The organism is Agaribacillus sp. DX54 (genome assembly GCF_056858335.1).
This window is the reverse complement of record NZ_JBXEQE010000042.1, coordinates 1-26414: the sequence shown is the minus strand read 5'-3', so window position 1 is coordinate 26414 and position 26414 is coordinate 1. Positions and strand designations below refer to the sequence as shown.

Genomic DNA, 26414 nt, shown 5'->3' with positions numbered 1-26414 from the left:
CAGCAAAGTAAATTTAGGCCTATATGTACTTAAAAACCAAACTATATGTACCAGTAATTGCTTTAATTATTATGCGCCTGACAACATCATGTAAAGAACATCAAACCAGTGATACCTCTTACGACGAATATCCGGTTTACGAGGGAAAGGATTTAGGGGTCACCTACACCGGCCATAAAACTACCTTCAAAATCTGGTCGCCGGCAGCGCAGAAAGTCAGGGTGCACATTTATGAAAAGGACGCCGACCGAAAACCTTTATTTACAAGAGCCCTGGGCAATATTGGCGGAGGAGCCTGGGGGTTGACCATCAACCGGGATTTGCTGCGTAAATATTACACTTTTCAAATTTTACTGGATAACAAATGGTTGGATGAAACACCCGATCCTTATGCCATAGCTACCGGCACCAACGGCAAAAAGGGCATGATCGCAGACCTTTCCCGCACCAATCCGCCCGGATGGGAATCGGACCGGCGGCCAGCAGTCGAGCAGGCTACTGATATCATCATTTATGAATTACACATAAGGGATATATCTGTTCACGCCGGTTCAGGGATCACCCATAAAGGTAAATTTCTGGGACTGGCCGAAACCGGTACCAGCACATTCAATGGCGAAAGTACCGGCCTCGACCATATCCGGGAATTAGGGGTAACGCATGTTCATTTGTTACCCTCATTTGATTTTAAATCGGTGGATGAGTCCCGCTTAGCAACCAACCAATTTAATTGGGGCTATGATCCTCAAAACTACAATACCCCGGAGGGTTCGTACGCCACTGATCCCAGTGACGGGCATGTAAGGATTAAAGAGTTTAAGCAATTGATCAAGACTTTACACGATTATGGCATTGGTGTTATCATGGATGTCGTTTACAACCATACCGGTGACACTGAAAACTCCAGCTTCAACTTGCTTGTACCCAATTATTATTACCGACAGAACGGAAAAGGCGGTTTTTCAAATGCCTCAGCCTGTGGCAATGAGACTGCTTCCGAAAGACCAATGATGAGAAAGTTTATGTTAGAGTCGGTGAAATTTTGGGCCGAAGAATACCACATTGACGGATTCAGGTTCGACCTGATGGGCATCCATGATATAGAAACCATGAATCTGATCAGCGATGAATTGAAAAAAACCGACCCGGGCATATTCATTTATGGGGAAGGGTGGACAGCCTCGGAAAGCCCCCTGCCAGACAGCTTACGTGCCCTGAAGCACAACACCTACGGGCTCAATGATATTGCTGCTTTTTGCGACGATCTAAGAGATGGGGTGAAGGGCCATTGGGCTGAACACGAGGCCAAAGGATTTGTTAGCGGAGAAAAGGCATTGGAAGAAAGTGTGAAATTCGGTATCGTTGCAGCCATCAGGCATCCGCAGATAGACTATAAAGCCGTCAATTACTCCAAAGCACCCTGGGCCAGAGAGCCTTCGCAAACGATTAACTACGTATCCTGCCACGACAACCACACACTGTATGACAAATTAAAAATCGCCAACCCCAAAGCCAGCGAGGAAGATTTGATAAAAATGCATCTTCTCAGCAATACCATTGTCTTAATCGCGCAGGGTGTGCCCTTCCTTCATGCTGGCGTAGAGCTTCTGAGAACCAAACAAGGGGTTGAAAATTCTTTTGAATCCCCCGATTCTATTAATGCCATCAACTGGGGTTGGAAATCGGCAAACCGTCAGGTGTATGAATATTATCGCAAGCTGATCAAACTACGAAAAAACCACCCGGCCTTCCGTATGCCCACCAGCCGTATGATCCGCAACCACCTGGAGTTCTTTCCTGTAAAAGCGAATAACCTCATTGGATTCCAAATCACCGGAAATGCCAACGGCGATACCTGGCAGGATATTTTAGTGTTTTTCAACGGAAATAACCAACCCATGCCAGTCGATATACCCAAAGGCTCCTATACCAAAATAATCGCTAAACAACAAATTGACGAAAACGGCCTGGGCGACCTACAAGGAGGTAAAACAGTAGTAGAAGCTATAAGCACCCTGGTGTTAATAAGAAATTGACAATTGTCAATTCAATACCATGACAGTCGATATACAAAAACCCCTCTATACCAAAATAATCGCCAAACAACAAATTGACATAAACGGCACGCGAAACCTACAACGAAATAACACAGTAATAGAAGCTATAAGCACCCTGATTTCAACAAAAAATTGTCAACTGTAAATTGTCAATTATCAATTAATTACTCATACAGATACTTCGGCTTTTATACGGGGGTGTGGATTGTAGTTTTCGAGGCTGAAATCTTCATATTGAAATGAAAAAATGTCTTTCACCGCAGGATTGATCTTTAGGACAGGCAGGGGGCGGGGGGTTCTGGACAGTTGGAGCTTTGTTTGCTCCAGGTGATTGGAGTAAAGGTGGGCATCGCCGAAAGTGTGAACAAAATCGCCGGGCTTCAAATCACAAACCTGAGCAACCATCAAAGTCAGCAAGGCATAGGAGGCGATATTAAAAGGCACGCCGAGGAAGACATCAGCAGATCGCTGATAAAGCTGGCAGGAAAGGGTTCCTTCGGCCACGTAGAACTGAAAAAATGTATGGCAGGGTGGTAAGGCCATCTTATTGACCTCAGGAACATTCCACGCGCTCACGATATGTCTGCGGGAGTCCGGATTGGTTTTAATCTGGTGGACAACCTGGCTGATTTGGTCAATTTTTTCACCATCCGGCGCAGGCCAGCTCCTCCACTGGTGCCCGTAGACAGGTCCCAGGTTACCCTGATCATCGGCCCATTCATCCCAGATGGTAACGCCATGTTCATTGAGATATTTAATATTGGTATCTCCGTTCAAAAACCACAGCAGCTCATAGATGATCGACTTCATATGGACCTTTTTAGTCGTCACCAACGGAAAACCTTCGCCCAGATTAAATCGCATCTGATAACCAAAAATACTAATGGTACCTGTACCGGTCCGGTCCTCTTTCTTTACACCATTTTTCAAAATATGCGACATCAGGTCCAAATACTGCTTCATCGGGGATTAATTAAAATTTAAACAAAGATTAAAATGAAAATAGGAACTAAAATTAATCAATTCACCCCTATTTTCATTTTAATTTTTATTTTCATTTTAACTTTTATCTCACGACGGGTTTTGGACGATGGTCGGGTTGGCATCTATTTCGTTCTGGGGTATTTGCCACTGCCATCTGACGTCACCGGCCGGAACGAACATAACGTTATTGATCAGTGCAGAATTGTGGTTGGCACCGTTTCTGTCAAGAGGTATGTTCAGGCGTTTTAAGTCAAAAAACCTGAAACCCTCGCCCCAAAGTTCCCAGCGCCTTTGTAACAGGATTTCATCGATCAGATCCTGGCCTGTATTGGTTGACAAGACGTAGGCCGCATCCCTGGCTGAAGCCAGAGGATATAAGGCTTCAGCGGCATCAAGATCACCCAGCCTTGCTTTGGCTTCTGCCTCGATCAGGTACATTTCCGACGCCCTCATATAGGGGACATCACCGCGGCTGTCTCCGGTGCCGAAAGCCAGGAACTTCTGATTGGTATAAGGAAAGCGTTTATGCCGGCTGCTTATTTCAATTCCGACTGGCAAATTCGGATGCTCACCAGTGGGGTCAAAAATGGCAGAACGGACATCGGTAGAAGGTATTTGATCGTACAAAAGACTGTTAATGGATTTTGGATTGCCCCGGATATTGGACGAGCTAAAGTTTCTGGAAATCCATGCGTGAAAATTCGTAAAGGGCGATCCTTGTTCCTCATTATAATGACCTCCCCACATCCATTCATCGATTGTGTAATCGTTGAACCCTGATGCGTAAGTAGTACTGTCCATCAAAGAAAAGCCTTCCCTGGCCATTGCAGCCATTTCCGCTGCTACCGCATAGTTACCCTGGGCCAATGATACCCTGGCCTTCAGGCCTATGGCAACATTTTGGTTAATATGAGAAGCGTTGGGCCTGTTATAGTCCTCCAGGAGGGGGATAGCCAAATCAAGATCTGAATTAATCTGGGTGTATACCTCTTGCACCGTAGCCCGGGGCCTGCCATCAACAGCGTTGTCGATAATAACCGGTATCCCTAAATGGTCATTTGATCCCGCGGCATCATACCTTTGGGCATACAACCGCACCATATGAAAATGGGCAAAAGCCCGGTAAGCATGCGCCTGGCCTAAAACAATATTCCGGTTCTCCTCCTCGCCCACAGCGTCAGGAGCCGCTTCAATGATGATATTGGCATTTTTAACCACTTTGTATAAAACCCTCCATGCATGCCTGTCATCGGTATCATTGGCATTGGTATGATCATTCCAACTGGCCATGTTGATCCACCAACCGTTGGCACGGGCATTCATAACCATATCCTCACCAAGCGCATCATTTTGAATCATCATGGCGGAAATACCCCCTCGCCCGTTTGAGCCTTGTCTGGTATATAACAATCTGTGAATCCCGTTGACCACCAGAAATAAGCCGTCAAGAGTAGACGTAGCAGCTTCATCGGTTACAGCATCTGTCGGGGTCTGATCCAAAAAGTCATCACTGCAGGAGGTTGAAAAAAAGACCATGGTAACCATTAATAGAAAGCAGATTATGTTCGTTTTCATTTTCTTGATTTTTAAAATGTCACATTAACACCCATGGTGATTACCCTGGAGGGGGTAAACCTGTTTTGTGTAGTCCCATTAAAGTTCTGGTTAACATCCATTCCTTCACGTTCGGTCTTTAAGAACAGATTTTCCCCGTTGGCATAAACACGGGCACTCTCTATGCCAAGGGTGCTTAAAATGGAATTTGGCAAATCATAAGAGAAATTTAATTGCCTCAGGGAGATAAAGCTGGAACTCACCAACCACCGGTCGGAGCCGGCGTCAAATATACCGTCTTTAGACACATCGAGTCTGGGCACATCTGTCATGTCTCCGGGCCTTTGCCAACGCCGAAGAATATCGGTACTAAAGGTGTTTCCATAGTCCCCGGGAGACATCAATCCGGCCCAGTTGGTATCATAGGTCTCACCCCCAATCTGGTAGGTAAACAAGAAACCTAAACGAAAGTTTTTGTAGGTTAACGTGTTGGTGAAACTTCCGAAAACATCCGGAATGGCAGTACCCACAAAATCACGTTTTGCATTGTTGTGGTTGGTAGTAACCAGCACGCCGTCTACGGTCCTGACCGACGCATCATTGACATCTGCATTGTCATCCAGGACAAACAACGCAGCACCATCAGAAGGATCGACACCATACCAATCCCTGAGCCAGTAATCAAATATTGACCCACCAACTACCAGTTTTTTAGTCCCGGTGATAATTTCTTCCTGGGGAAGTTTGGTAAACTCATTCCTGATTGTAGCGGCATTGACATTTAAATTCCAGTTAAAGTACTGGTTTTGAATAATATCCATTGACAGATTGACCTCAACTCCACGGTTGAACATAGAACCGATGTTTGAAAACCTGTCATCAATACCTACTGACAGAGGCAACGGAACTTCGAAAAGCAGGCCATCGGTATTCCGGTTATAATACTCTACACTGCCCGATACCCTGTAGTTGAATAATTCAAACTCAATCGCCACATCAGATTGAGAATTTGACTCCCATTCCAGGTTCGGGGATCCCAATTGGTCAAACAATATTCCGGGTTCACTGGCATTATTATTGTCAAGTGCAAACAGCTCCTGATTGGCAAAAAAACTTATACCGTTGTTATTGGGATCATTATCCAGATTGGAGTCGTTACCAACCTCGCCGTAAGAGGCCCTTAATTTTAATACATTTAACCAACTGTTTTTCGGGAAAAAGGCCTCTTGATCAATTCTCCAAGCACCACCTATAGACCAAAAGTTACCCCATCTTGTGTTTTCGTCAAACCTCGAAGATCCATCCCTGCGAAAAGAAGCAGACAGATAGTATTTGTCTGCGAAGTCGTAGTTAAGACGTGCGAGATATCCTTCAGTGGTATATTTGTTGGTAAAAGACTCGAGATCTGTGGGTGTTGTGAAATTTATCAGTTCATTATTTCCATCTGCTATTAATACCCTGCGATTTCCGGTTAAGGAGTTAAATTCATATTCAAAACTTTCATGCCCCACCAAGGCTGAAATGGTGTGTAAGCCCAGATCTTTGGTATAGTTGAGAAGCTGATTATAAATAATGGAAGTCCTTGTTGTGGCATCGCGGCCTGCCCTACCGTCAGGGGCACCATCTCCCACGATAGGGTTTTCAAATTCTTCATTGTTAAAGAATCGCTTATCCAGGCCGGCATTGAAAGTAAATTTAAAATCTTTCAGAAAATACAGATCAATAAAGGCCCTGGAAGTTAAGGTGAAAATTTTATCACGGTCCAGATTCAGTATTGTTTCCTGAATAGCATGTCTTCCATTGGTATTTCCTACCCTGTTATCGCCCAGGTCAAATATTTTATCCCCATTTCTGTCCAGGATAAACTCCCCTGTCATAGGATCATGTTCGTGGATTGGATAAATGGGAGCAATTCTTCTCGTGGAAAAGAAGGGGTTTACAAAGCTGGTGCTACCTCCGTCTGCTGCCTGATTGGATACCGATGAGGCTCCGGACAGGTTGATACCCGTTTTAATCCAGTCTTTTGGCTGACTACTCACGTTAATACGACCTGAGATCCGCTGAAAATCGGCGTTAAGAATCCATCCCCTGTCATCCAGATACCCCAATGAGGCAAAGTAACTGGTTTTCTCTGTGCCACCCTGATAGGAAAAATCCACGTTGGTACGCGATCCTCCCCGGGTCAAAGCATCCTGCCAATCCAGATCATCCGGATACAACAGCTCCGCCTCAGGATTGAGACTTCCGTCGGGAAGCACGATCTGATCGTTGGGCACATTAAACGGATTGGTTTCCAGCAAACCGAAGATCCTGTCCGACGCCTGCTGATTAGCCTGCTCCTGAGGCATGTTTCCCGAAATGGATAAGCTATTTCTGTACGCTTCCCACATCAACGGGTAATACTGCTCGGCAGTCACCCTCTCATATTCATCAATAGACCGGGAGGTCACCCCCTGGCTGATATTTAGCGAAAATTTTGATTCCCCGCTCTTACCCGATTTAGTGGTAAGCACGACTACACCATTGGCTGCCTTACTTCCATAGAGCGCGGTAGAGGCTGCATCCTTGAGGACTGTAATGCTCTCAATATCATTGGGATTAATACTTGAAAGACTTCCCGAGAATATCACTCCATCAACTACAAACAGTGGATTTCTCGAAGCAGTCACTGAGCCAATTCCTCTTACCCTGATGGGTGAAGCGTCACCCGGCTGGCCACTGGCCGGTGAAAATTGTACGCCCGGCGCACCTTCTATGGCAGAGGTAATATTGGTTAAAGCCCTGCCTTCCAGCGCTTCTGCATCGATCTGGGTGGCCGAACCGGTAAAGGTTCCCTTCTCAGCAGTTCCGTAAGCTACCACAATCACCTCAGCCAGCTCAGTTAAATCCTGAACAAGGGTTGTATTCACAACAGATCTTCCGTTGATACTTACTTCCTCCACGTTGTATCCAATGAAAGAAAATACCAACGTCTCAGCGTCATCCGGTACATCGATCCGGTAATTGCCATCAATATCGGTTACCGTACCAATAGATGTTCCCTTCACCACTACATTGACCCCCGGAATAGGATCGCCTTCGACCGAAGTTACTTTGCCGGAAATCTCAGTAAGCAGTACTACCTCTATCTTTGACGCATTATTGGATTTCTTTATTTTCTTTACGTCAATGGTATTATTGATTTGCTTGAAGTGCAACGATGCTTCCGTCGACAACCGGATCAGAATATCGGCAATTGAATAGCGTTTGTAAGGCATATTGATTTTCACCTCATTGTCGATATCCTTGATGTCATAGGTAAATTTAAATTGGCTGCGGGTTTCAATTTCTTTGAGGGCATCAATAACTGAAACCTCGCTAAACTGAACCGCCAGATGCTGTTCTCTTACGCTGTAATACTTTTGTGCAATTACATCATTTGCCAGAATAACCGTCGCGAAAATTGCTTGCAGTATCAAGCTAAAAACAAAATATTTTGTAGCCATAATAAATATTGCGAGTAGTTTTCTTTTCATAATTTAGTAAAGTTAGTTGTGCGATTTTTCATTGAATACAGGATAACCGGGCGATATTGTTAACGCCTGTTATCTGGTTTGTCACTGCAATAGATTTAGACCGGGACCGGCTTTTTGCCGGCCCCGGTTTTTCATAGGGGGGTCTTCTTCATAAGCATTTCTTTTAGCGTTTAATTTTCATAGATTATTATTACTTCATGATCTCGTTGTTGAAATTCAAACCCTTCCACAAACCCTATGCGCTGCAGTATCCTGTCCAGGCTTTCCCTTTGGAATTCCCCACTGTAATTCCATTGCTGGCCAACTCCGTTTTTGAGTATAATGTTCACATTGAACCAGCGCTCTAATTTATTCTTAACCTCCCGGAACGAGGCATTTTCAAAATAGATGGTGCCATCCTTCCATACAATGTCTGATTTAAAATCGTAATAGCTCTTCCGGATACTGAAATCCTGTAGATCATATAACAGTTTTTCCCCTGGCGCAAGTACTACATCCTCAAAATGAGGCTTGTGCAAATCTTTTGTGGAAATATTTTCCTTCACCAGTACTTTCCCGCTTACCAATGATACAGCCACGTTCTGATCTTCCGGAAAGGCGCTGATATTAAACGAAGTACCCAAAGCCACCACATGCAGATTGTTCATCTGGACCACAAAAGGCCTTGTATGCTCCTTGGCTACTTCAAAGAAAGCCTCACCTTTTAGTTCGACGATACGTTGCCTGGCGGTAAACTTTTCAGGATAGGTAAGCCTACTTTCAGAGTTAAGCCAAAGTACAGTGCCATCGGGCAGCGAAATCTGGGACTTCTGTCCACGAGGATTTTCTTTGGTTATGTACTTCACCGGCGCTTGAATCAGGGGCGCAGGCTGCTCCCGCGTTTGAATGTAAACCACCAGCGTGGCAATCAGGATGATAATCACCCCTGCCAGCCTTGTAATCATAGTATGCAGGTTCGCGAAGTAGTTGGGTCGCGCACCAACCTGTTTTTGTGCCATCGATGTCGAAGCTTCACCTTTCAGTATATTAAGCAAGACCTCTTTATAATCTTCTTCGTCCGGCACCGTGGCTTCAAAATCTAAAGCAAGCAGCAGCTCACGGGCCTTTAGTATCGTTTCCCTTTGATTTGGATGGCTAATCAACCAGTTTTTCCAGAAAATCTCAGACTCCGTATCAGGGTTTTGTACCCATCTTTTGAATTCTTCATCCTGAAGAAAATCTTCCAAATGATAATTTTCGTAATTCATAAACCTTTTCCGTCCTCATTAGTATAAGGGAGTGTTTGGTGAAATGACATCTATATTTTGGAAAAAACTGTGATGGGATGGCGGGAGAGGTGGGATATCGGGGTGGTGGTACAGTGGGTTAAAGGAATGGTGGGGTGGTGGAATAGTGGAATGATGAAATGCTGGGTTATGGATAGTCGAGTTATTGAGTTATTGGGGATCGACTTCCGATTTTAGTACCTTCAGGGCCTTGTAAACCAGGTTTCTGGCTGATTTAATGTTTTTGAGATCCATCATTTCCATCACCTGGCCGTAATCCATGTTTTCATAAAAATAGTAATAGATCACTTCCCCTTGTCTTTTTGTCAGTTTTTTCAGGGCCATATTCAGTTGCCGGAGTTTTTGTTCTTCAAGCTGCCGGTTAATCATCAGATGCTCCGCAGACAATGTCACCTTAAAATCATGACCGAAATACTTTTGAATATTGAAAGAGTTGGTCTGAAGTCTTTTCTGGCAGACAATCACTTTTCTCTTAATGGATTTAAACAGGTATAGTTTGATTGAGGTGGTATCTGAGAGGTTTTTTCTGTTTTTCCTGAGTTCTATAAATAAATCCTGAATACAATCTTTTATCAGTTCTTTGTCCTGTATGAATTGTGAACTAAAAGTAAAAAGCTTTTTGAAATATTGGCGGTATATAAAAGTAAAAGCAGATTCATTTCCTCTTTTAAAATTCCTCCATATTTCCAAATCACCTTTTGAGGCAAATGCATCCGGCCTTTCATCGCTGCTTTTTTCGGGAGCGTAAACTTCAATCTTTAGGTTTTTATGTAGGTCAGGGTTAGTCAAAATAAAGAATCAGATAGATCAAAATACTAAGCCGATTCTTTAAAAAAAAATAATTTTTGTGAAAAAGTAGGCTTTTATACCCAAAAGTTCGGTATAAAGAGATATTTACCCCCTATATTGGGGGGTTACAAAGAATGGCCACTTGTGATTTAATCCCATACGCCTAAAAATTTGGGGATAGCTGACCTTTTGATTCGACCCTGGTTTTTTCAACTTCAGCGACGGTTTTAGGTACTGGTTTACCCAGCAGCCGGGCACCGCTTTCGGTAATAAGAAAGTCCTCTTCTACCCTGATCCCACCAAAATCCCTGTAGCTTTCCAGTTTTTCATAGTTAATAAACGCGGCATGTTTGTTGTCGCTCTTCCACAGGTCAATCAGCTCGGGGATCATGTAAATGCCCGGTTCAATAGTAAGCACAAACCCTGGTTCAAGTGCTTTGCCAAGTCTCAGTGATTTTAAACCGAACGCTGTACTTTTTTTCATGGTTTCGGTGTAGCCTACATATTGTTCTCCCAGGTCTTCCATATCGTGAACGTCCAGCCCCATCATATGGCCCAGACCGCATTGAAAAAACATCGTATGCGCCCCGGCAGCTACCGCCTCATCCACATCCCCGGTCATTAAGCCGGCACCTTTTAAACCTTCCGTCAGGGCTTTGCAGGCGGTTAAGTGTACTTCTCTAAAAGGCATGCCCGGCGCCAGGGCCTTAACGGCTGTATCATGGGCATTTACAACAATCTCATAAAGTTCCTTTTGCCTGGTGGTAAAATGATCATCAACAGGAAAAGTTCTGGTCATATCCCCGGCATAGCCACTGGTGGTTTCAGCTCCGCAGTCCACAAGCACAAGGTCACCGTTCTGCAACATATTCCCATGATAGTGATTGTGCAGGATCTGACCGTTTTTTGTAAAGATGACCGGAAAAGACAACTGACCACCCGCGCCTATGGCGACTTCATGCAACGCGCCGACAATTTCGACCTCTTTTTTCCCTTCGGCAACCAGGGTCATCGCAGCCAGGTGCATATCTGCCGTGATGTCGACTGCCTTATTGATCTCTGTAATTTCCAATTCCGACTTGTAAGACCTCTGGGAAACAATGGCTTTTATCAACGGAATGGAATGTCCCTTTGACACCGCCTGCTGATCCATTTCCAGCCAGGCGGACAGTTTCAGGCTGTTTTCCGGGCGGTATGGCGGCAGGTAATGTATTTTTTGCGCGCCCTGTGACGCCCCGGACAGCAACAAGGTTAAGTCTTTGACAGTACCTGTGTGTCTCACGCCGGATCGGCTGGCTAACGCTGCAATGGTGGGTTGAGGTCCTGTCCACACTATCGCATCTATGGACAAGTCATCTCCGTAAATCGTGGTTTTGTCATTGTCAACATCTATAACGGCCGCCAGACCTGGCAAACTCAGGCCAAAAAAGTACAAAAAGTTGCTGTCCTGCCGGAAATGATACCAGTTATCTTTGAAATTTATACTGCTTTCTTCATTTCCCAAAAAAAGGACAAGACCAGTGCCGAGACTTTTTTTCAGCTTTTCCCGTCTTTCAGCATATACCGTAGCGTTAAACATGTTCATTTACGTTTAAAGATTAACAATTATTTCATCAAAAGTATCTTTAAATCCAAAGAATATAAAATTTGATTTGGAAAAGCATTCTTTTCAATCTCTTTTGTTTTTAATTTGTTCTCTTTCAAATCAAATAGGCGGGGTGCCGCAATGCCGAACTGTATTCTATGTGGAAAAAAGTAGCTTTTATAACAGTAGGATCGATATTTCTGCTCACTTTTGTTCATTTATATTTCATTGCTCAACTAAAACTGGACTACGATTTCGAAAGCTTTTTCCCTATAGGGGATGAAGACCTCACCTACTATCAGGAATTCCGGGAAAAATTTGAAAACGACAATGATTACCTTTTAATCGGATTTCAAAATGATCCGGGAATTTTTGCTCCTTCCTTTCTGCAAAAAGTGGACAGCTTCACGACCGATCTGGAAAATCACAGGAGTGTGTTGAGCCTGGCCTCTCCCACCAGACTTTTTAATCCGGTGTTTTCCCCTGCCGGTTTGTTTAAAATCCCCGTGCTCCATATTAATGAACCGGACAGGTACAAGCAGGACAGTACACGGATATATGAAGAAGGAAAATGGGTAGGTTCTTTTTTTGCCGAAGATGGCAAAGCCCTGGCGTTATTGCTCAAACACACACCCATGATCCTGAAACCGGAGGGCGATTCGCTGGTAGCTGATATAGAGTACCTAGCCGGAAAATATCGACTATCACCCCTGTTTCTGGCCGGAAAGGCAAAAGCCCAGGGTGTATATATCGACAAAATGAAGTTTGAGCTGATTGTGTTTCTGAGTATTTCTGTGGTATTGGTGACCTTGTTCCTGATCGTTGCCTACCGTTCTGTCTGGAATGTCATCGTACCTTTGGTAGTGGTTATGCTTTCGGTGGTCTGGATACTGGGGGTGATGGGCCTATTCAACAAGCCGCTGGATGTGATGCTGGTGTTGTTGCCTTCGATCATGTTTGTGGTAGCGATGTCAGATGTGGTGCATATTCTCACCAAATACATTGAGGAACTGCGGGCCGGGCTGAACCGGCTGCAAGCATTAAGAATCACACTTAAGGAAGTAGGCCTGGCCACATTTTTGACCTCTTTGACCACGGCAATTGGTTTTCTCACCCTCTTTACGGCCAGTATTAAACCCATCAGGGAATTTGGACTGTATACGGCCATTGGTGTTTTTGTGGCTTTTTTACTGGCATTTTCCCTGTTACCGGCTATTTTAATGCTGATTAAAAAACCTCCGGTAGTCGACAATGAAAAAAACCGCAGGCGCTGGCTGCTGCTGCTAATGAAAGCTTTTAATGCCGTACTGAACAACTACCGCACTATATTCTATGTGTCTCTCGTGATCATAGCCGTAGCCCTGATCGGCATTTCCAGAGTTGAGATCAACACATTTTTGCTCGAAGATATACCTGAGGATGATCCGTTGAGAAAGGAATTCATTTTTTTTGATAATAAATTCGGCGGTTACAGACCCCTGGAAATAGCCATTAAGGTCAAAGATACCAGCAGGAATATCTTTGACTGGGAGATATTGGAACAACTGGAAAAAGTGGAAACCTATTTGACTGACCAATACGAGGCCCGTAATATTATTTCACCCTTACAGGCAATTAAATCATTGAACCAGGCCGTTAACGGAGGGCTGACACAATATTTCAGATTGCCCGATGACAATAATGGCCGGAAAAAAATCCAAAAGAACCTGCGTTATTTAAAAAGCAATAACGCTGATCTGAAACTTTTTGCCGATGATTACAGAACATCGAGAATCAGTGGCAAAATAAAAGACATTGGCAGCAAAATGTCACTGGAGAGAAATGCAAGGCTCGAAGCATTTTTCCGGTCAAATGTTGATTCCAGCCTGGTGCAATTAAAAATCACAGGAACGTCATTACTGATTGACAAAAACAATCAATACCTCACCCAAAACATGATAGAGGGCCTGGGAATTGCCTTTTTGGTGATTGCTGCGATTGTTGCGTTGCTGTTTCGTTCGGTGAGGATGATAATTATTGTATTGATCCCGAATGTAATGCCACTGATCGTTGTGGCAGCAATCATGGGGTATTCCGGCATCACCCTGAAACTATCCACATCCATTATTTTCACAATCGCCTTTGGCATTGCCGTTGACGATACCATTCATTTCATCAGTAAGCTGAAACTGGAACTGGATAAAGGAAAATCACTGCTCTACGCTTTAAAAAGAACTTATCTTTCCACAGGAAAGGCTATTATTATCACCACCATAATTCTGGCCGGCGGTTTTTTGACCCTTATTCTATCCGGTTTCGGAGGTACTTATTACACTGGGCTTCTGGTCAGCCTGACCCTGGTGCTGGCGGTACTGGCAGATTTAATCCTTCTACCTGTCTTGTTGATCATGTTTTTCAAAAAAAACAAGGCTTGAACAAATCGGTTTAGGCAAAATTTTGTAATTTAAAGTAATATGCTTTAGATCATGCGTAAAAAAGTCCTAACTTATTGCTTCCTTCCGGGACTGGTAGTTTTTCCTTTTTTATTCATCTACCTGTCAAACAATGAAAAAAACAGGGCTGATTTATTTATCAAAGGCGTTAACCTGGAAGCACCGCCCAGCCCTTTCGATTCGATGGCATTGAAAAATATTAAAGATATACAGGCTAATTGGATCTCCATCATACCTTATGCCTTTACTTCAACTGAAAGCCCACGGGTTTATTTTGATGGGAAAAGGCAGTGGTGGGGCGAAAAAAGTGAAGGGGTGGTAGCGAGTGTGGAAATGGCACAGCAATTGGGTTTGAGCGTAATGATAAAACCCCACTTATGGGTAAAAGGACAAGGTTGGGCCGGCGATTTTGTGCCGGATGATGAAGAAAAGTGGCTTATCTGGGAAGAATCCTACCAAAAATACATGCTCAACTATGCGAAAATCGCCGCAAAGTACCAGGTGCCCCTGCTATGCATCGGCACAGAATGCAGGAAATCGGCAATTTCCAGGTCATTTTTTTGGAAAAACCTAATCGCCAGGGTCAGGGAAATCTACCCTGGTCAACTCACCTATGCCGCCAACTGGGATAATTACCGGCATATCACCTTCTGGGACCAACTGGATTTTATAGGTATAGATGCTTACTTTCCATTAGGTAATCAAAAAACACCTTCTGTATCACAGTTGAATGAATACTGGAAGCAACCTTATGAGGAAATCAGGCAACTGTCAAAAAAAGTAGATAAGCCTGTTATTTTCACTGAATACGGCTACAAGAGCATAGATTATGCAACTATTGGGCATTGGAAGGTAAATCCGGATACATTATCGGTTAACATGGACGGCCAGTTAAACGCCTATGAGTCCATTTACCAGACTTTCTGGAACGAGCCGTGGTTTAAAGGTGGCTTTTTATGGAAATGGCACATTTATGAGTCAGGGAAAAGAAGGAATGTCAATTCAGGCTTCACACCTCAGAACAAGCCAGTTATACAGGTAATTCAAAAATGGTTCCGGGATGCCCAACCTAAGAAAAAGAAACAATGGAGTGGTTAGGTGGAAACAAGGGTTACTTAAGCCGGATTTCTGAAGATATTACGGCTATCGATCAAAGGTTTTCCAATATTTTTTGTACGGTAGCCCTTTTGGTGTGATCAGGGTCGAAGAAGGCATAGACAATCAAACCATCCTGATTGATGATGTAGGTGGCAGGAACCGGGAGATTAGCACCATTACTTCCATTGGCAGCCTCCAGGTCAATACCGGTTTTTTTGTAGCGCTTTAGCACCGAGGCTTCCAACTTATATGCCACGTCATAGGCTTTCATGATGCAAAGATTTTGATCGTGGATGATCCTGAATTCCGCGTTGGTTTTTTCTACCGTTTTGCCTATACTCTCAACTGTTTCCGGCGTTACAGCTATGACGGTGCCTCTCAGTTCATTGATCAATTTCAGCGAATCTTGCAGTTGCATCAGTTGTTTATTACAATAAGGACACCAGGCGCCTCTGTAAAACATTAATACCACCGGCCCTCTTTTCAGAAGTTTCTTTAAACTTATCTTATTACCAAGATAATCTACTGTATTGAAGTCCGGTGCCTTTTCCCCAATCTTCAACCCGCCAGGCTCAGTTTGACCCACTTCCTGCCCATTACCGGAAAGCGCAACAAGCAAAATTAGTAAAACCGATACGGTGGACCTAAGCATTGGGAAACACTTTAACGGTTTAAATGTACAACTTTATTTCTTCCCGAACCAGATAAAAAAGTGATTTAACATTTCTTAACAAAAATTTAACTCATCTGCCATGTCCGATAGTCCTTTCATATTTATCCCGGTTCAATTACGAGCCCCGTTGAAAGGATACTTACGAAATGTCACCCGCCCATTATTTTCTTTATGATAAAACGCAATGCAGGCTTTCTGCCTGGAAGGCAGGACGTTTGGCTTTTGCCAGGATAAAAATGATTCTCCGGGATAATCCTCCATAAAAAAATACACTTTGGTACTACCGTACTTGGTGTAAGGTTTGGTAGCCGCATAGGATTCTATGTCCTGCCAGACAGAATCCTGCACATAAATAGCATATATCCGGTTGATTGGGCCGGTATTATTTTCATTCCTTAAAAAGGTAATTTCCTTAAATCGGGTAGAAAATCTTTCGTCTCCCGGTTGGTTAAAAGTAATGTAAACAATCCCCAAAATCAGGGCCGCAAAGGTCCAAACGATGATTTTGTTTATTTTCATAATAGCTTTTCTACGTAACTGTCATTCATCCAACAAATGGGCGGGGATTAAGTTGGTTGATATAAAATAAAACCACCTCCGAGAGGTGGTTTTTCTTCTACACAATTCCAAACAGTTAAATATATTTGCGCTAATAGTTTTCGTTTTTATTTATTGGCCACCAACGAAACCTCCATCTCTATGTCATCATAAATCGCCTTGTCACCGAGATTTTCGAAGAAACTGCCGGACTGAAACTTGACATTGTATTTGGCCCTGTCAAATGTCATCTTCGCCAAAGCATTTACTGTATTTCCATTGCCCTCTATTTTAGCCGGAAATGAAAGTGGATGGGTAATGCCTTTGATAGTCAGATCCCCGGCAATTTTATAGTTGTTGTCACCCTTTTTTTTCTGGGAAACTGAAGTAATTTTAAAGGTGGCCTTGGGATGACTCTTTACGGAAAAGAAATCATCTGATTTCAGGTGCCCCACCAATTTGGCATTCTTCTTCTTGTCTGTCAAATCGATGTTTTTGATGGTGGTCATATCCAGCTCGAATGTGCCCCCGGTTAATCCATTTCCATCAAATTCCAGTGAACCGGAAGCCAGTGCTACTGTTCCGTTGTGGCTGGAAGTGACTTTTCTCCCCAGCCAGGTAATTTTGCTTGATTTTACATTCGCTTCATAAATTCCCGCTTCTATCTTAAGGTCGTTTTTTACGTCAGGCGTTGACTTGTTCACGCTGTTAAAAGTAAATGCTGAAACAGCGATCACTATAACTGATAAAATAATTAAATTAATCTTTTTCATAACGTTTGGTGTTAAATCTTGGCTTTGCTTTCAAAGTTTATAATTCAGACGTTAACAAAAAAAATATGTTGCGACATTTAATTATAAAATTTAAAAAAATCAGAAAGATGACGTTACATCCGCCCGAATTTTCTGTAAAAACGGACAAAAAATGGTCTCCGGAAACAAACCATAAAAAAACCCCGGCCTAATCACCAGGGTTTTTTATAAAGGAATTTTTACATTAGCTGTTTCGATCTCTGCTTTTATCGGTCAGGTCGACCATCTCACTTTCCCCGTTTTTGGTGATCGTCACAAGATTGTCACACTCCCCATCACCAAAATCTATCAATACCTCCTCATCGCCTTTCACCACGGATTTCAAACCCTGAACCGCTATATGCACACCGGCCCTCCTGCATTTTCGTTTATAGATCAGCTTGGAAACTATACCGACTTCGTAGGCCACACCATCTTTTGTAATACCACTCGCCTTTCCTTCTACATGAAACGCATCATTGACAGGCCTGGGTGCCCTGATCCAGGTAAAGGTTTTATTCACTTCCCGGGTAGCGAATGAACCGTCGGGCCAGGTGGCTTTTCCTCCTTCAAACAGTTTGTTAAAGCTTAGGTAGTCATGCTCGATCCCTGTAACATTGGTAAGGGTTTTGGTACCTTCCAGGGCAATACCATTTACCGTATAATCTTCAAGTGTGTACACCCAAATCGCGCCAGGCACATATTTACGGTCTGTGTAAGTTATAATTATCTTCCCGGATCTGATTTTTCCGCCGGGACCTTCACATCCATCGCCAAAATCGATGGTTATCGTTTTATTTCCCGCATCATGGGTTATTTCGGCACACCTGGTCAATGATTCGTCATCATCCATGGCAGACCTGCCGTTGGTCGCGGCCACTTTATCGTTAGCTTCAAAAACCACATCGTCGGTGTCCTCAAAATAACTGTCCAAAACAGCTTCATCGGAAGTAATTGCCGATGAAATTTCTGTTGAGACCAACTCATCGTTGGAATCACAAGCCGTTAACATTAAAAGGAAAACTGCTGTCAAGGAGAAAAAAGTGCCTTTTAAAGACTCGAAGGTGAATGCAAAGTTTTTCATGGTATCTATCATTTTAATTCCACATTAATTTTCTAAAGTGTTTTTAAATTCGAATTCGGACTTTAGATAGCTGTGGTATTAAAAGGTTTAATGAGATAGATATTTTTTTTGTGAATCTTGCTGGTGCGTTTTCTAGTATTCTTTAGGCATCAATATCCAAAGGATAATGTAAACAAGCGTGCCGGGAAAGGCGGCGCTTAATATGGAAATGACAACGTACAAGATGCGAACCAAGGTAGCATCCCATCCAAAATACTTGGCAATGCCTCCACATACCCCGCCTAATATTCTGTCATTATTTGTTCTGGTAAGTTTCTGTTGTGTTGTGCTCATTCTGTTAAATTAATTAATACACTTCAATAAATTCAAATAATATACCAGATATTTTAAATCTTTTATTTTCAATGACTTACAAGAAAATAAGCTCGTTATTCAGTGAAAAAATTGTATCGAAAGCGGACATTTTTCAAAAGAACCGGTCATACCACTCCTTCTAATTCATTCTTCCAGTTTTTTTACTTTTTGTTTTTCTGTAATAGCATCCACCATTTTCAGCCAGATAACTTTTTTACCGGTTTCGAGTGACTGATAATAGTATTGCCCGCCTTCCAGTATCAGCTCACTTTTACCCAGTTCATACCTTAAAGACTCCACCTTGTCTCCCACCTGAAGTTGTTTATCATTCAGATCGAATAACTCAGGTAATGAGAGACTTTTTCCATTGTCCGGTCTTTTTTTAAATAAATTAAACATTTTGTTAGTTGAATAGAAATTTGAAGTTAACTTAATTTACAGCTTTTAGCAAATGTATCTTTACAAGCAGTCCTTTCGTAGGATAAAAAACCTAAAGTCATGTATTTCAGACTTCCGGAATCGCTAATTAACTTATTGAAACCTTTGAATGAAAGGACCATTTCCCAAAATATCTGTAGTCTTAATCATCGTCTTCCTGATTCCTGCTGTTTCATACACCGTTTTTGAGATAAATTCTCTGAGTGAAGACGAGGAAATGATCAAAGAAATCTACAATAACCAACTGGATGCCATCCTGTTTTCGGTGAATCAGTCTTCCAACGACCTTGCTGAAAGCTGGTCAAAAAAGATATTGGCACAGTTAGATACTATCAGTAAGGATAGCGACCTGGATTTCCGGAAAATGTTGGAGGAATCCTGGTCTTTGAATGCCATCGTATTATTTAACGATGTTACTTTAAAGGAATCCGGCATTTATTTCAAGTCCGATACCATTACCAGGGATTCCTACTTGTCGCAACTAAAGAAAAATCTGCTTACTAACAGAGGGAAGTTGGACAAATTAAAAGGTTTCATGGAGAATGGCTACAGAAAGCTGGAACCATTGGGCCATATCGGGCTGGGTGAGCGTAACTTTTATATCGATAATCTGCTGGTATTTGTGCTGGATCAGGATCAGGATTTCTTTCAGTACGCTGGAATTCTAATCCACCCACAGTACTTTATTGAGCAGGGCCTGGCGGCCAAAATACAGGCAATAAGCCAGGAAAAGTTTATCATCGCCGCCATCAACGGTCTGGACAATTCTGTAGTTTACGCCACCGAGCCAACCCCTGCCAACCTTAAGGGGCAAAAAAGGGCCTTTTGGTTACTGCCTGACTATTACCTGAGCATCATCCTGAAAGGCAAAACCATGGAAACACTGGTACAGGAAAGGGCTACCACCAACATACTTTTATTGATTGGGCTGAATCTGGCGCTTTTTGCCGGGCTGTGGCTGGTTTATCGAAACCTTAATAAGGCCCTGCAACTGGCCCAAGCCAAATCAGATTTTGTATCTAATGTCTCTCATGAGATCAGAACGCCATTATCACTCATAAGCATGTTTGCTGAAACCCTGCAGATGAACAGGATCAGGGATGAAAACAAAAAAAAGGAATATTACAAGGTAATAGGTCAGGAAGCCAACCGGCTGGCTGGCATCGTAAACAAAATTCTGAATTTTTCGAAAATGGAGGCTGATAAAAGGGTTTACCACTTCAAAAATGAGGAACTGAATAATATTGTCGACGATGTGCTGAAGATTTATGAATACCACCTGAAGAATAATGACTTTGTTTACGAAATAATAAAGCAGCAGGATAATCTTCCGGTTCATGTTGACAGGCCGGCCATCGAGGAAGCGGTCATTAACCTGATTGACAATGCCATGAAATACAGTGGTGAAAACAACTCGATTATTATTAAAACCGGTACCGATGGGGAATTTGCCTATGTATCTGTAAAAGATCATGGAATAGGCATCTCCAAGAGCGATAAAATGCATATTTTTGACAAATTTTACCGTGCCGGGAAAGGGGAAATACATAATACTAAAGGGACAGGGCTGGGATTGTCCCTGGTAAAACATATCGTAGATGCACACAAGGGAAAAATTGACCTGATTAGTAACCTGGGCGAAGGCAGCACCTTCAGGATATTGATACCCAAAATTTAATCCGCACGTGTTGGAAACAAAAATTATTGTTTATGTCTAAAATACTGATTGTCGAAGATGAGCCCAATATTCGCATGGGATTGACGGATAATCTTCAGTTTGAAGGATATGAAGTCGATATTGCCGAAGACGGAGAAATGGGTCTGAAAATGATTCTGGATGGCAATTATAACCTGATCATACTGGATGTAATGATGCCCAAATTGTCGGGATTTGATGTTTGCCGCACTGTGAGGGGTAAAAACATCGACACCCCTATTATTTTGCTGACTGCCAAAGGCGAGGAAATAGATAAGGTACTGGGCCTGGAGTTGGGCGCTGATGATTATATTACCAAACCATTTAGTCTCCGTGAGCTGCTGGCCAGGATCAAGGCCGTTCTGAGAAGAAGCAACACCCCCACACAGGAAACAGGTCCTGGCTACGAGGTAACAATTGGCAAACTTTGTGTTAATTTCCAGAGTTACTCAGCTAAAATAGATGGACAAAACACCAAAATGTCCCACAAGGAATTTGAAATTCTGAAGTTTCTGCTGGCTCATAAAAATGAGACGGTCAGCAGAAATGAGCTTTTGGAGAAAATCTGGGGATACGAAGAACAGCCGACCACCCGTACGGTCGATAACTTTATTTTAAAACTACGGCAAAAAATCGAAGAAAACCCCAATCATCCTGCCATCATTCTAACTGCCCACGGCATTGGTTACAAACTTTTGGCCTGAAATGACCGGTTTTTTACTTTATATTTAATCCGATGACATTTTTTTACAAACCTTTACTGGCGTATGACAACTGATTTATTAAAATCCGGTTTCTTTGAATATAACACAAAGTCAAAACGCAAAAAGTCAAAACACAAATTAAGGTCATGAAACTCACAACTACCATAATTATCGGATTATTACTAGTCAATTTCACTACACTGGCACAACACCCTAAAATACTCGAGATAGTGAACCTAAAAAGCAAGCCCATCGTAAAAGGGGTTTTAAATGGTAAAACAGCCTATTTTCTGTTAGATACAGGATCGGACCTTACCATATTAGACACCGGGAGTGCCAGAAAATATGGCTATAAAATTATCCAGGGAAGAAGCAGGGCCATAATGATTGAAGGGCTGGGTGGGTCTTACAGGGATTTTAAAAGGGCCACCGGCTTAAAGCTTTTTATGGATAAAAGTCTTATTTATACGCATTTCTTTGCCTTTGATCTTACCAACATTATCAGTTCTTTACACGCTAATACGGGTATGAAAGTGGTCGGTATCATTGGCTCCGATGTGATGAGGAAACATGGTTTCAAAATTGACTATGGCAATAAACTTGTTAGTTTTACAAGTGTAGAATACAAAAAACAATCATTTAATATTCCACATATGGTTAATTCCCCCTAGTGCAGTTCACCCCAATCTAAATACTTGATTCAATGCATTAGAGTTTATAAAAAGTATAGTAAGGTGGCTGCACGGGGGGATTACCATCAGTGAATGAACTATCGCTATGAAAAATTACACTTACCCGGTGGTAACAATGATGATGTCCTTGCTACTGGCACAGTCTGCCGTGGCAAGCGACTTGGAGCGTTTGCTGAACCTGCGAGGCAATTGGAAGTTTTCCATAGGAGATAATAAACATTGGGCCATGCCTGACTATGACGACAGTGATTGGGAAAGTATCTATGTTCCTACCGCCTGGGAAAATGAAGGCTTTTACGGCTACGATGGTTATGCCTGGTACAGAAAGAAATTTGACGGCGCAATAACTAAGAATCAAAAAAACGTTTTCCTCATGCTAGGCTACATTGACGATGCTGATGAGGTATATATCAATGGAAAACTGATCGGCTTTTCCGGCGGGTTCCCCCCGCGCTATTCCACAGCTTATAAGGCCAAACGTCTGTATTACATTCCGGCAGAAGTGTTAAACCCAAAAGGAAGTAATTTGATAGCGGTAAGGGTATATGATGAAGGCCGTGAAGGCGGAATTGTGCACGGCAGGGTTGGTATTTACAAAATGGTGAACGAATTTGAGCCCGCCGTGGATTTGCAGGGATTATGGAAATTTAAAATCGGAAATGACAGCCGCTGGAAAAACAAATACTGGAATGATGAAGACTGGAATGACATTATTACCCCAAGCCTGTGGCGAAATATCGGCCTGTGGGAACTGGATGGTCATGCATGGTACCGAAAAACGTTTTTTTTGGATGACAAATTAAAAGATGAAGAATTATTTCTGGTTTTAGGCAGAATTGATGATTATGATGAAACCTATCTGAACGGTGAGTTTATTGGCAAAACCAGGGATGGAAAAAGATTTGGCATCAGCAGTTCCTGGCTCGAGCTAAGGGTTTACAAACTGCCAACCGATCAGCTACTTTTCAACGGCTATAACACCATTGCCGTAAGGGTCTACGACATGGGTGACAAAGGCGGTATATATGAAGGGCCCATAGGCATCATTACCAGAAAACAACTGAATTGAGTGTGAGTTTGAGTGTGAGTTTGGGTGTGGGTGTGGGTGTGAGCTACATCTTTTATGTTCCGTAGGGGGTGAAAATCAACCAGCTATACAACGCGCCTGGTAAAGGTTAATGGGGGGGTAAAGGGTATTTTTCTTAAATTCAAAACATAAACATTCATTATAAACCGAAATCCCTTATTTTTGCATTCTTGATTTTGTTATCAAAAATCCTTCGTTAACCTATGGCTGAATATAACTTCAGGGATATTGAAAAAAAATGGCAGGCCTATTGGGCTGAAAATAAGACCTTTGAATCCAAAGTAGACAAAAGTAAACCCAAATTTTACGCCCTGGATATGTTTCCTTACCCATCCGGAGCAGGCCTTCATGTAGGACACCCCTTGGGTTATATCGCCTCTGACATCGTGGCGAGATTCAAACGGATTAAAGGTTACAACGTGCTCCATCCGATGGGATTTGATGCTTTTGGGTTGCCTGCTGAACAATATGCCATCCAAACCGGTCAGCATCCTGCCGTTACGACCAGGCAGAATATCGAAAAATACAAAACCCAGTTGAAAAACATGGGGTTTTCATTTGATTGGGACAAGGAAGTGCAAACCTGTGACCCCAAATTTTATAAATGGACCCAGTGGATTACCATCCAATTATTTGACAGTTGGTATGACAAAGAAAAAGAATCGGCAAGATCTGTAAGTGAACTTGTAGCCGTTTTTGAACAGGATGGCAACGAAAAAGTAAAAGCAGTCTGCGACGATGATACTCCGGTGTTTTCCGCAAAGGAATGGGCTGGATTGACAACAGGTCAACAGCAACGGCTTTTGTTGAAATACCGGCTTTGTTATCTGTCGGAAACAACTGTGAACTGGTGCCCGGCCTTGGGTACGGTGCTGTCTAATGACGAAGTAAAAGACGGGTTTTCCGAACGGGGTGGGCATCCGGTGATAAGAAAAAACATGCCACAATGGTCGATGAGGATCACGGCTTACGCCGAAAGACTGTTGCAGGGCCTGGAAGTGATCGACTGGCCGGAGCCTTTAAAGGAAATGCAGAGAAACTGGATTGGCAAATCAACCGGCGCGGAACTGGATTTTGCTACTGAAGTGGAGGGAGTGAAGATTAGAGTATTTACGACCAGAATTGACACAATATTTGGCGTTACCTTTCTGGTGCTGGCGCCTGAGAGTGAGCTGGTGGAAAAGCTGACAACACGGGAACAAGAGGAAGCGGTCCGTACCTACGTCCAGGCCGCCCAAAACCGGTCTGAACGAGATCGTATGAGCGATGTTAAGACCATTTCGGGTGTGTTTACAGGAAGTTATGCCCTTCATCCGTTTAGCGGAGAAAAAGTACCTGTCTGGGTGGCAGATTACGTATTGTCGGGTTATGGCACCGGTGCGGTAATGGCCGTACCCGCAGGAGATTCCAGGGATCATGCTTTTGCCAGGCATTTTGACCTGCCTATTGTTAAAATCATTGAAGGAACGGAAATTGAGAATGAAGCAGACGACACCAAGGTAGGAAAAATGGTGAACTCCGGGTTTCTTGATGGCCTGGAGGCCATGGAGGCCATCGACAAAGCTGTGGAGGTAGCCGAAGAACAGGCCATCGGTGAAGCGAAGATAAATTTTAGAATGAGAGACGCCATTTTTGCCAGACAACGCTATTGGGGAGAGCCTATGCCGATCTATTTCAAAGATGATATCCCCTACCCTTTGCCGGTGGAACAGCTTCCACTCGAATTGCCTGAGGTAGATGCCTACAAACCTACCGAAGACGGTGAACCTCCCCTGGGAAGAGCGAGAGACTGGAAGCCGCAGGAAGGTTCTCACTATGAACTAAGCACCATGCCCGGGTGGGCGGGGTCTTCATGGTACTTTTTCCGGTACATGGATGCCCATAATGAAGACGCATTGGTTGACAAGGAAATTCAGGAATACTGGGAAAATGTCGATTTATATATTGGCGGGTCGGAACACGCCACCGGCCACTTGTTGTATGCCAGATTCTGGACAAAGTTCTTGTACGACCTTGGCTATGTCAATGTGGATGAACCCTTTAAAAAGCTGGTGAACCAGGGTATGATACAGGGGCGGTCCAACTTTGTGTACAGAATACAAGGCAGCAACCGGTTTGTTAGCAAAAACCTCAAAGATCAATACGAAACCAGCGCCATGCATGTGGATGTAAATATGGTAGATAATGACATGCTGGATATCGAAAAATTCAAATCATGGTGGCCTGATCTGGCAGATGCGGAATTTATACTGGAAGATGGCAAATACATGTGCGGGTCTGAAATTGAAAAAATGTCCAAAAGGTATCACAACGTAGTAAATCCCGATGACATTGTCGAAAAATATGGTGCCGATACCTTGCGGTTGTATGAAATGTTTTTGGGGCCTTTGGAGCAATTTAAACCCTGGAATACCAACGGTATCGATGGCGTATTTAAGTTCTTGAGAAAATTCTGGAACCTTTTCCACGACAGCCAGGGGAATTTCAGGGTAAGCAAAGAGGCCCCCGGTAAGGAGGCCCTGAAGATTATGCACCAAACCATCAAAAAGGCTGAGGAGGACATTGACAGACTGTCATTTAACACTTCTGTAAGCAGTTTCATGATCTGTGCCAACGAGTTAACGAGGTTACAATGTAACAACCGGGAGATATTGGAAAATTTCGTTGTCATTCTTTCCCCTTACGCCCCTCATATAGCGGAGGAGCTTTGGGCAAAACTTGGCCATGAGGAAAGCATATTAAACGCTTCTTTTCCCAGCTATAATGAAGATTATTTTAAAGAAGCAGCCTATGAATATCCTGTGTCGGTCAATGGGAAAATGAGGGCTAAAATGAGTTTCGCCCTGGATATGCCACATGAAGATATTGAAAAGCAAGTCCTGGCCTCAGAGGTAATTCAACGCTGGACTGAAGGGAAAACGCCTAGAAAGGTGATTATTGTACCTAAAAAAATCGTGAATATTGTAGTTTGAACTAAAAACGTTGGTAGTCATACTATGACTTTGAGTCATAGTATGACTACTCTTTGGATAACACCTTACCGCCGACTCCTGCAATT

The 26414-nt window shown here is 43.1% G+C and carries 20 protein-coding genes; 8 read left to right on the top strand and 12 right to left on the bottom strand.

All coding sequences use genetic code 11. The features are described 5' to 3' along the window. Positions 1–23: 23 nt before the first annotated feature. Positions 24–2036 (top strand): type I pullulanase, encoded by a 2013-nt coding sequence (gene pulA, locus AC04NP_RS27450; protein ID WP_482863284.1) that lies wholly within the window; start codon positions 24–26, stop codon positions 2034–2036. A 189-nt stretch (positions 2037–2225) separates the two neighbouring features. Here pulA and AC04NP_RS27445 read toward each other — a convergent pair whose 3' ends face one another. From AC04NP_RS27445 to AC04NP_RS27420, 6 genes are all read right to left on the bottom strand, one after another. Next, entirely contained in the window at positions 2226–3020 is a 795-nt protein-coding gene (locus AC04NP_RS27445; RefSeq protein ID WP_482863283.1) for a thymidylate synthase, read from the bottom strand. A 108-nt stretch (positions 3021–3128) separates the two neighbouring features. Further along, positions 3129–4616 carry a RagB/SusD family nutrient uptake outer membrane protein gene (locus AC04NP_RS27440; protein WP_482863282.1) on the bottom strand — a complete coding sequence of 496 codons (1488 nt, stop codon included), beginning with the start codon at positions 4614–4616 and terminating at the stop codon, positions 3129–3131. Positions 4617–4627: 11 nt separating this feature from the next. Next, positions 4628–8110 (bottom strand): SusC/RagA family TonB-linked outer membrane protein, encoded by a 3483-nt coding sequence (locus AC04NP_RS27435; RefSeq protein WP_482863281.1) that lies wholly within the window; start codon positions 8108–8110, stop codon positions 4628–4630. 170 nt (positions 8111–8280) lie between these two features. Continuing rightward, complete coding sequence (locus AC04NP_RS27430; RefSeq protein ID WP_482863280.1) at positions 8281–9357, bottom strand: FecR family protein; 1077 nt, start codon at positions 9355–9357, stop codon at positions 8281–8283. A 189-nt stretch (positions 9358–9546) separates the two neighbouring features. Next, positions 9547–10185: an RNA polymerase sigma factor gene (locus tag AC04NP_RS27425; RefSeq protein ID WP_482863279.1), complete on the bottom strand. Its 639-nt coding sequence runs from the start codon at positions 10183–10185 to the stop codon at positions 9547–9549. 163 nt (positions 10186–10348) lie between these two features. Then, positions 10349–11770 (bottom strand): aminopeptidase P family protein, encoded by a 1422-nt coding sequence (locus AC04NP_RS27420; RefSeq protein ID WP_482863278.1) that lies wholly within the window; start codon positions 11768–11770, stop codon positions 10349–10351. 158 nt (positions 11771–11928) lie between these two features. On the opposite strand from AC04NP_RS27420, the gene AC04NP_RS27415 reads away from it, so the two are divergent. Together AC04NP_RS27415 and AC04NP_RS27410 are read left to right on the top strand one after the other, a co-directional pair. Then, positions 11929–14184, top strand: coding sequence for an efflux RND transporter permease subunit (locus tag AC04NP_RS27415; RefSeq protein ID WP_482863277.1), 2256 nt, complete (start codon positions 11929–11931; stop codon positions 14182–14184). A gap of 51 nt (positions 14185–14235) precedes the next feature. Continuing rightward, positions 14236–15300 carry a glycoside hydrolase family 113 gene (locus AC04NP_RS27410; protein WP_482863276.1) on the top strand — a complete coding sequence of 355 codons (1065 nt, stop codon included), beginning with the start codon at positions 14236–14238 and terminating at the stop codon, positions 15298–15300. A 52-nt stretch (positions 15301–15352) separates the two neighbouring features. Here the strand turns inward: AC04NP_RS27410 and AC04NP_RS27405 are convergent, their stop codons facing one another. The 6 genes from AC04NP_RS27405 to AC04NP_RS27380 all read right to left on the bottom strand — a co-directional run bounded on the left by AC04NP_RS27405 (position 15353) and on the right by AC04NP_RS27380 (position 19138). Next, complete coding sequence (locus AC04NP_RS27405; RefSeq protein WP_482863275.1) at positions 15353–15952, bottom strand: peroxiredoxin-like family protein; 600 nt, start codon at positions 15950–15952, stop codon at positions 15353–15355. A gap of 132 nt (positions 15953–16084) precedes the next feature. After that, the gene (locus AC04NP_RS27400; protein WP_482863274.1) at positions 16085–16492 is read right to left on the bottom strand and encodes a hypothetical protein; all 408 of its coding nucleotides are present in this window, start codon (positions 16490–16492) and stop codon (positions 16085–16087) included. Positions 16493–16638: 146 nt separating this feature from the next. After that, positions 16639–17283 carry a YceI family protein gene (locus AC04NP_RS27395; protein ID WP_482863273.1) on the bottom strand — a complete coding sequence of 215 codons (645 nt, stop codon included), beginning with the start codon at positions 17281–17283 and terminating at the stop codon, positions 16639–16641. Between the two features lie 223 nt (positions 17284–17506). Continuing rightward, on the bottom strand, positions 17507–18385 hold the full coding sequence (locus AC04NP_RS27390) for a hypothetical protein (RefSeq protein WP_482863272.1): 879 nt from the start codon (positions 18383–18385) through the stop codon (positions 17507–17509). Positions 18386–18517: 132 nt separating this feature from the next. Then, positions 18518–18718, bottom strand: coding sequence for a PspC domain-containing protein (locus tag AC04NP_RS27385; protein WP_482863271.1), 201 nt, complete (start codon positions 18716–18718; stop codon positions 18518–18520). 165 nt (positions 18719–18883) lie between these two features. After that, positions 18884–19138 carry a hypothetical protein gene (locus tag AC04NP_RS27380; RefSeq protein WP_482863270.1) on the bottom strand — a complete coding sequence of 85 codons (255 nt, stop codon included), beginning with the start codon at positions 19136–19138 and terminating at the stop codon, positions 18884–18886. A gap of 148 nt (positions 19139–19286) precedes the next feature. Here AC04NP_RS27380 and AC04NP_RS27375 point away from each other — a divergent pair, with 148 nt between their 5' ends. The 5 genes from AC04NP_RS27375 to leuS all read left to right on the top strand — a co-directional run bounded on the left by AC04NP_RS27375 (position 19287) and on the right by leuS (position 26328). Continuing rightward, entirely contained in the window at positions 19287–20855 is a 1569-nt protein-coding gene (locus AC04NP_RS27375; RefSeq protein ID WP_482863269.1) for a sensor histidine kinase, read from the top strand. Between the two features lie 32 nt (positions 20856–20887). Further along, positions 20888–21577, top strand: coding sequence for a response regulator transcription factor (locus AC04NP_RS27370; RefSeq protein WP_482863268.1), 690 nt, complete (start codon positions 20888–20890; stop codon positions 21575–21577). A 146-nt stretch (positions 21578–21723) separates the two neighbouring features. Then, on the top strand, positions 21724–22248 hold the full coding sequence (locus AC04NP_RS27365) for a pepsin/retropepsin-like aspartic protease family protein (protein WP_482863267.1): 525 nt from the start codon (positions 21724–21726) through the stop codon (positions 22246–22248). 106 nt (positions 22249–22354) lie between these two features. Beyond that, entirely contained in the window at positions 22355–23338 is a 984-nt protein-coding gene (locus AC04NP_RS27360; RefSeq protein ID WP_482863266.1) for a beta galactosidase jelly roll domain-containing protein, read from the top strand. A gap of 221 nt (positions 23339–23559) precedes the next feature. Then, entirely contained in the window at positions 23560–26328 is a 2769-nt protein-coding gene (gene leuS, locus AC04NP_RS27355) for a leucine--tRNA ligase (protein ID WP_482863265.1), read from the top strand. Positions 26329–26414 lie beyond the last annotated feature (86 nt).